This window comes from Fibrobacter sp., assembly GCF_045601785.1.
Classification (GTDB): domain Bacteria; phylum Fibrobacterota; class Fibrobacteria; order Fibrobacterales; family Fibrobacteraceae; genus Fibrobacter.
The window spans coordinates 136386-143180 of record NZ_JAZSAF010000064.1; the positions used below are offsets into that span (position 1 = coordinate 136386).

General features: G+C 51.8%; 6 protein-coding genes. 2 read left to right on the forward strand and 4 right to left on the reverse strand.

Annotation, left to right across the window (positions count from 1 at the left end):
- Window positions 1-28: 28 nt before the first annotated feature.
- Complete coding sequence (locus ACKI61_RS10640; protein ID WP_407457691.1) at window positions 29-787, forward strand: RDD family protein; 759 nt, start codon at window positions 29-31, stop codon at window positions 785-787.
- 73 nt (window positions 788-860) lie between these two features.
- Complete coding sequence (gene murA, locus ACKI61_RS10645; RefSeq protein WP_407457692.1) at window positions 861-2138, forward strand: UDP-N-acetylglucosamine 1-carboxyvinyltransferase; 1278 nt, start codon at window positions 861-863, stop codon at window positions 2136-2138.
- An 85-nt stretch (window positions 2139-2223) separates the two neighbouring features.
- Here the strand turns inward: murA and ACKI61_RS10650 are convergent, their stop codons facing one another.
- The 4 genes from ACKI61_RS10650 to ACKI61_RS10665 all read right to left on the reverse strand — a co-directional run bounded on the left by ACKI61_RS10650 (window position 2224) and on the right by ACKI61_RS10665 (window position 6706).
- Complete coding sequence (locus ACKI61_RS10650; RefSeq protein WP_407457693.1) at window positions 2224-3681, reverse strand: hypothetical protein; 1458 nt, start codon at window positions 3679-3681, stop codon at window positions 2224-2226.
- 134 nt (window positions 3682-3815) lie between these two features.
- On the reverse strand, window positions 3816-4757 hold the full coding sequence (locus ACKI61_RS10655; RefSeq protein ID WP_407457694.1) for a tetratricopeptide repeat protein: 942 nt from the start codon (window positions 4755-4757) through the stop codon (window positions 3816-3818).
- 60 nt (window positions 4758-4817) lie between these two features.
- Window positions 4818-5417 (reverse strand): OmpA family protein, encoded by a 600-nt coding sequence (locus ACKI61_RS10660; protein WP_407457695.1) that lies wholly within the window; start codon window positions 5415-5417, stop codon window positions 4818-4820.
- A complete protein-coding gene (locus ACKI61_RS10665) occupies window positions 5414-6706 on the reverse strand; it encodes a translocation protein TolB (RefSeq protein ID WP_407457696.1) in 1293 nt (430 codons plus the stop codon). Before ACKI61_RS10665 ends, ACKI61_RS10660 begins: the two co-directional genes overlap by 4 nt.
- Window positions 6707-6795 lie beyond the last annotated feature (89 nt).

The following is a 6795-nucleotide window of genomic DNA, read 5'->3' on the forward strand; positions in this document are numbered from 1 at the left end:
CTCTCGTCAATTTCTACATTTACCACGTATGATATGGTATTTTATAGATGAAACCGTAACTGACGGAGAACGACGCAAAGGTCCTTACAATATCGACGAAATCCGTGATTTTGTAAAACAAGGCGCCATAAAAGACGAAACTCTCGTTTGGCATTCTGGAATGGAAGCCTGGGTACACTGGAAAGATACCGAGGAATCCAAGGAAATCCCCCTTTCTGACGAAGAACAGATCCGCAAGGCGCTCGAGACGATCATCGCCGAGCACAACAATGGCAAAAGGTATGCCGGATTCTTTGTCAGGGGGGCAGCCTACTTCATCGACAATTTTATTTTGTCTGTAGTCGGTGTCCTTATCATCATGGTCATGAGTGCCATGCAGTTTATCGACCTGAGCACCGTTGAAAGCGCCATGAACATCTATATCAACGACCCCACATCCGACAAGGCCCTGACGGATGTGCTGAACATTCCCGGGATGCACACATTTCTTGTCATCTGGGGAATTGCCCAGGCAATTTACTTTGTCCTATTCACGAAGCTCAAGGCGGCAACCCCCGGCAAGTTGCTGATGAAGGTTCATGTCGAAACATCGCAGGGAGAAAATCTCAGTTGGTTCGAATCTCTCGCACGCTTCTTAGCGAGTCTTTTCACGCAAATTACACTCATGTTCTACGGACTTGGCTACCTGATCGTGATGGTCGACCCCAAGCGCCGCGCCCTGCACGACTGGATTGCACATACAAGAGTTGTGCACGACAAGATTAAAGAAGTAGACAGTAGGAAGTAGACAGTGGTTTGGAATTGCTATATTTTTTCAGGGAAACTATTCCGAATTCATAATTTCGAAATCTGAATTTATCATGTACCAGTTTATCGTTCCTCAAGTTAAAAAGCCGCTCGACGGCGAAGTTGAAATTTCTGGCGCAAAGAACGCCGTGCTCGCCGTGATGGCAGCAGCCCTCTTGGCCGACGGCGTTTCCGAGATTACGAACGTGCCGCACCTGAAAGACATGAAGACCATGTCCGACGTGCTGAGAGTCATCGGTTGCCACATCAGCGGCGAAGCGCACTGTCTAAAGATCGACACCCGTAACGCCGACCACCTGGAAGCCCCCTACGAGCTCGTGAAAACCATGCGCGCAAGTTTCTATGTGCTGGGTCCACTCGTTGCCCGTTTTGGACGCTGCCGCGTGTCTCTCCCCGGCGGATGCGCCTGGGGCCCGCGCCCGGTCGACCTTCACCTGAAAGGGCTCGAGGCGCTCGGTGCAAAGATTACGGTGACTCACGGATACGTGGAAGCCACCTGTGACGGGCGCCTACCGGGAGGTACATTCCACTTCCCAATTTCGAGCGTGGGCGCCACGGTGAACGTGCTCATGGCAGCAACGCTTGCCAAGGGCACGAGCGTGCTGCAGAACGCGGCCCTGGAACCTGAAATTGACAACCTCGTCGACTACCTCATCGGTATGGGAGCAAAAATCCAGGGGCGCGGCACGCGCACCCTTACGGTGCAGGGCGTAGAGACTCTACGCCCGGGTAATGGCGTCACCATTCCCGACCGCATCGAGGCAGGCACATTCCTCTGTGGTGCCGCCATTACGCGTGGCCGCGTGAGAGTCACCAAGATCATTCCCGAACACATCGCATCAACCCTCGATGCGTTCCGCGACATGAACTGCAAGGTGTCCGTAGGCCCCGACTGGGCCGAAGTCGATGCCCGCGGCCAAGAACTCAAGCCAATTACCATCCAGACGCTCCCCTTCCCGGGCTACCCCACCGACATGCAGGCGCCGCTTATGGCAACGCTCCTCTCGGTTCCCGGCAACAGCGTCATCCAGGACACCGTCTACAACGACCGTTTTAAGCATGTAGCCGAAATGGAACGCCTGGGCGCAAACATTACGCTCAGCGGCAACACCGCCACCATCAAGGGCGGGCTCCCGCTCGAAGGCGCCGACGTCATGGGCTCCGACCTGCGCGCATCTGCCGCACTCGTCCTCGCCGCGTTAATCGCCGAGGGTGAAACGAAAATCAGCCGCATCTACCACCTAGACCGCGGCTACGAAGATTTCGAAGCCAAGATGGCAAAACTCGGCGCAAAAGTCGAACGAGTCGTCATCGACGCCGACGAACCTTAAGGCTATCAGCGAAGATTTCCGACTCCGCGCCAGAACGACTTATACGAAAGAAGCCCGGCATTTGCCGGGCTTTCTTGCTTATCAGCTAGTTATTTATTGAGCAGGTTTTGTAACGCCCCACAGCCATCACGTTAAAGTGTCCAGATTCTCCCGGCACCGATCCCTGAATTTTAAATTTCAATGACACAAGCTCCTTGGCGGCATCTTCACCCGAAATCTTTAAACCTCGTCCCCAGCCTGCCTGTTGGAACTCATCCCACTTAATATCTTTAACAGTACCCACAGTCGATTTCGGAAGACTCTTATTAGGAACATCGTATTCCATTGCGAGTTCTAGAGAATCCGTAAAGCCCATCTCCAATATGCCTGTGCGGTCTAGAGTGTATACAATACATATTCCTTCCCAAGCTGAGACATCCGCAGGCTCCGGCTCAGCATCAATGGTTTTGCTTCCGGCAATATTGAATCCAATACCGACAAACGGATAATCAAAGCCCTCGTTCAGTTCGAACATACCGCAAATGCCCCCGCAATAATCAATAACTGGATCAAAAGCACCTGCGTCGTATTCATTGCCACGGGCTACAGGCCAATTTATCGTAGAATTTCCACCATCATCAGCATCATTATATTCAAACCATAGACCAGCATTTTCAGCACCGGCATCAATTCCCGTATTTACATAGTATTCAGAAGCCCATCCGCTCCACATGTCTGCGTCTGAAGGCACTAAAACCAACGAATACGAACTAGAGGATACCTCTAACTCTTCTGAACTCGACGATGCCTCGGAATCAGAAGAATCTTCCGAACTAGACGATTCTTCCGAGCTAGATGATACTTCAGAATCAGAAGATGTCGGAACGATTATGACAATTTCTGCACTCGACGAACTCTCATCCGGATAAACAAGAACCGAATCCTCGGCATTTTTTTCTGAATTATCCAAAGAAGGCTCTTCTTCCTCATTGAGTTCCTGCCACTCGCCTTCGCTGCAAAGGTAAGTCTTGTTCTCGGATTCGACAACCCATTCCTTGCCTTCGCGTCTCTTGGAGCAAAGCGGCAATTCGTCTTCTTCCTCTTCTTCGACTTTCCTTCCGTTGTCGTCATCATCGTCTTCTTCACTCGAAGATGACGAAATTTCGATTTCGTTCCAGCTGCGGCGATCGCATTTGAACGCCTTTGAAGCATCCTTCACCCATATAATGTCGCCATCGTTCTTGGGAAAACATTCCGGAAGATCGTCTTCTTTTTCAACCGATTCAAGGATGTCTCGCACAAACTTCCATTCGCCGCCGCTGCAGGTATAGGCTTCGCGGTCGTCGAGGACAATCGCCACATCGCCAGAGTGATTCGAAGAGCAAGTCGGCAGGGAATCGTAGGTTTCCGCCTGCAATGTCCAGTCGATATCGAACGATATTTCCTTTTCGGCAATAAGTTCCTCGATATTCGTGCTGATGTTGGCGTCATCCGATTCCGAACAGGCGACAAGTGCCAAGAGCGCTGCCGAGCCAAAAGCCATTTTTAAAGCAAACTTTTTCATAAAAGCTCCTAACTTTTTTTTTCAAATGTAGACAAGGTATGATGTTTCGTCAAGAATTCAAGCCTGTTCCAGGACATTTTTATACAGAAAACGGTCCCTGCAAAGCATGGACCGTTAAACTTAATTGTTTCTGACTAAGGGGCAACCGGAGCGGAAGTTTCTGCCGCAGGAGTTTCGGTTTCGCTCACCGGAGCAGGAGCTGGCGCAGGTGCCGCCTCACGAACAACAGGCACGCAGGCGTCCACCGGTTCACCGGCCGCCTTCTTGTCTTCTTTTTCCAAGATTTCCTGCAGCCTTTCGGCAGCCTGCTCGAATTCGGCAGACTTTTCGCAGGATTTCGTCGAAAGAATCTTCTGCAGGTACTGCTTCTGCATGTCGATGTCGCAATCTTCGCCATACAGGTTAGACAGTTTGAACAGGGCGGGACAAGTCTTCACACCGTCGGGGAAGGCTTCCGACATGCGCGCAAAGACCTTTTTCGCCTTGTCCACCTGGTTCACGTCAATCAGGCAAAGCGCCATCCAGTAAAGCGAATTCTCAGCAAGTTCACCCTGCTTCATCTGCTCGTAGACCTGCTTGAATCCATTGTAAGCGAGCTTGAATTCGCCACGGTGGTAATCGGAACGGGCCGTATTGAACATCGCTTCGGCTTCAACCAGCTTTTCGGCTTCACGTTCGAGGCTATCCATCGACACCGGAGCAGGCGCTCCACTCACGACCACCTTCTTCGCCAAGATCTTGTCGGACTTGCCGAGCAACATGTCCAAGCGGTAGATGATTTCTTCCTGTCTGGAATCGTTACGTTCGGACTCGTCGGAGACTCGGCGCGAAAGCATGGTGATTTCAGCCTGCATGCGCTTCTGCGCGAGCGAAGAGGCTTCGAGGAGCGCCTTGGTCGAATCAAGTTCGGCCCGCAAGGAATCGTTCTGCTGAGCAAGCTGCGCAGCTACAGAATCCAGTCGCATTTCGACTTCGCTTCCAACAGCCTTCATTTCCTGTGTACGGAGTACAGTCATCTGGCTGCAACCCGTCAAGATCATCGCGGCAAAACCCGCAGTAATAAGAATTCGTTTCATATCAGTGTTTTGACAAAATGAAAAAATTCAACCATTCTTCATTTTTCATTACGAAAAATTTTACTCTTTGATATTCACGCGGAAGTTCGCGCGGCGGTTCTGGGAGTACGCTTCTTCGGTAGCCCCTTCAACCTTCGGAGCTTCCTTACCGTAGCTCACCGATTCCATACGCTTGTTGTCGATACCGTAGGCAACGAGGAACTCCTTCACCTTCATGGCGCGCTTTGCACCCAGTGTGAAGTTGTAGTCTTCGGTACCGCGAGCATCGGTATGGCCTTCGATGGTAATCGTAAAACGATTTTCCTTGATCAGGAGCTCACCCACCTGGGCCAAAAGTTCCTTGGCCTTTTCGGTAAGTTCCGAGCGGTCAAAGTCAAAGTAGACATCTTCGCTCATGATCTGGTTTATAAGCGCTTCCAGGCGGGCGCGTTCGGCTTCGAGGCGAGCGCGCTCGGCAGCGATGCGTTCAGCTTCAAGACGGGCCTGTTCGGCAGCGAGGGAATCCGCATTCAGGGCAGCCTGTTCGGCAGCAGGAGCCGCTTCGGCAGCAGGGGCGGGTTCAGCCGTCGGTTCAGTTTTCGGCGGTTCCTTCTTCGCGCAAGCGACAAGGCAGAGTGCGGCTGCAGAAGCCACAAGAGCGAGTTTCACAAGGTTCTTCATTTTTCACCTTCCTTTTGTTGTTGTTTAATATCGTCGTAGAAGAAAGACCAGGTCGGAGACGTGTTCTCACCGGAATTGGTAATGCGCGTCACGTTCGAACCATCCTTTCTCATAATGTAAATCTGGTAAGATCCGCTACGGTTGCTCGCAAAAGCAATCAGCTTACCGTCGGGAGACCATGTCGGATGTTCATTGTTACCCGCGTTGTTCGTGAGCTGCACAATGTCGGAGCCGTCGAGAGCGCAGGTGTAGATGTTCATGTGGCCTGCATCCATCGAAGTGTAGGCGATGCGGTCCCCTTCGGGCGACCACGCTGCGCGTTCATTGTAACGCCCCATGAAGGTCACGCGGCGCAAGTCGGAACCGTCACGTCCCATCACAAAAATCTGCGGTCCGCCACCGCGGTCGCTGGTGAACATGACTTCAGATGCAAACGGACTCCAGGCGGGGCTCGTCTGGTTGGATTTCAGATAGGCAAACTTTCTAGCACTACCCGTGGCTGGATTTCCGATGAACAGGTCGGTTTTTCCGTCAACCGTGCTCGAGAACAAGAGCTCCCCCGTCTTCGGGTTCACCGCAGGGCTGTAAGTCTGATCAAGCTGCGGGAACACAGACTTTTCGGGTCCGCCAAAAGGCTTCGAGTAAAGCTTTGGACGGTGCGTCTTGAAGTTCACATAGTAAAGTCCCACGTTTCCCTTCATCCACACCGGCATCATGCTGATGGTCGAATCCTTGGTTATCTGGCTGCGATGGAATCCATCGTAATCGGAGACCACCACCTGCTTGACTCCATCGATCTTCGACACATAGGCAAGCTTTGTCGAGGCCACGCCGCGCTCGCCCCACAGCCTATAGATTACTTCGTCAAAGAAATGGTGCATCGCGCGGCGCAAGTCCTTCTGTTCCACCGTGTACGATTCACCGAGCAGCATGTCCTTAGTCTGTGCCACATACAGGTAGCATTCCAGCTTGAGCTTTCCACCCACCGGAGTCACCTTGCCGGTCACATAGTGCTTGGCATGTGCCTTGCTGAAAAGCGGCAGGTTGAACTTGTCCGAAGCAATCACATCAAAACGCCCCGAAAGGTTCGCATCGCGCGTCACAATCTGGTGTGGTTTTTCTTCGATCCATTCGATGGCGCCCTTGGGTTCGGTAAAGGGGACAACTCCAATGGGCATCGTCTTAAAAACCGAAATTCCCACATCGACCGCAATCGTATCAATAGTCGCATGCGTTGCCGACGGCACGAGCGCTACAGCAAGCGCCATAGTCGCCATTACAGATTTCATAAAACTTGTTTTATTCTTCACAAAAATCATTTTCAAAATTCACTATAGATTGCTTCGTCACCTTACGGTTCCTCGCAATGACGTTCTTT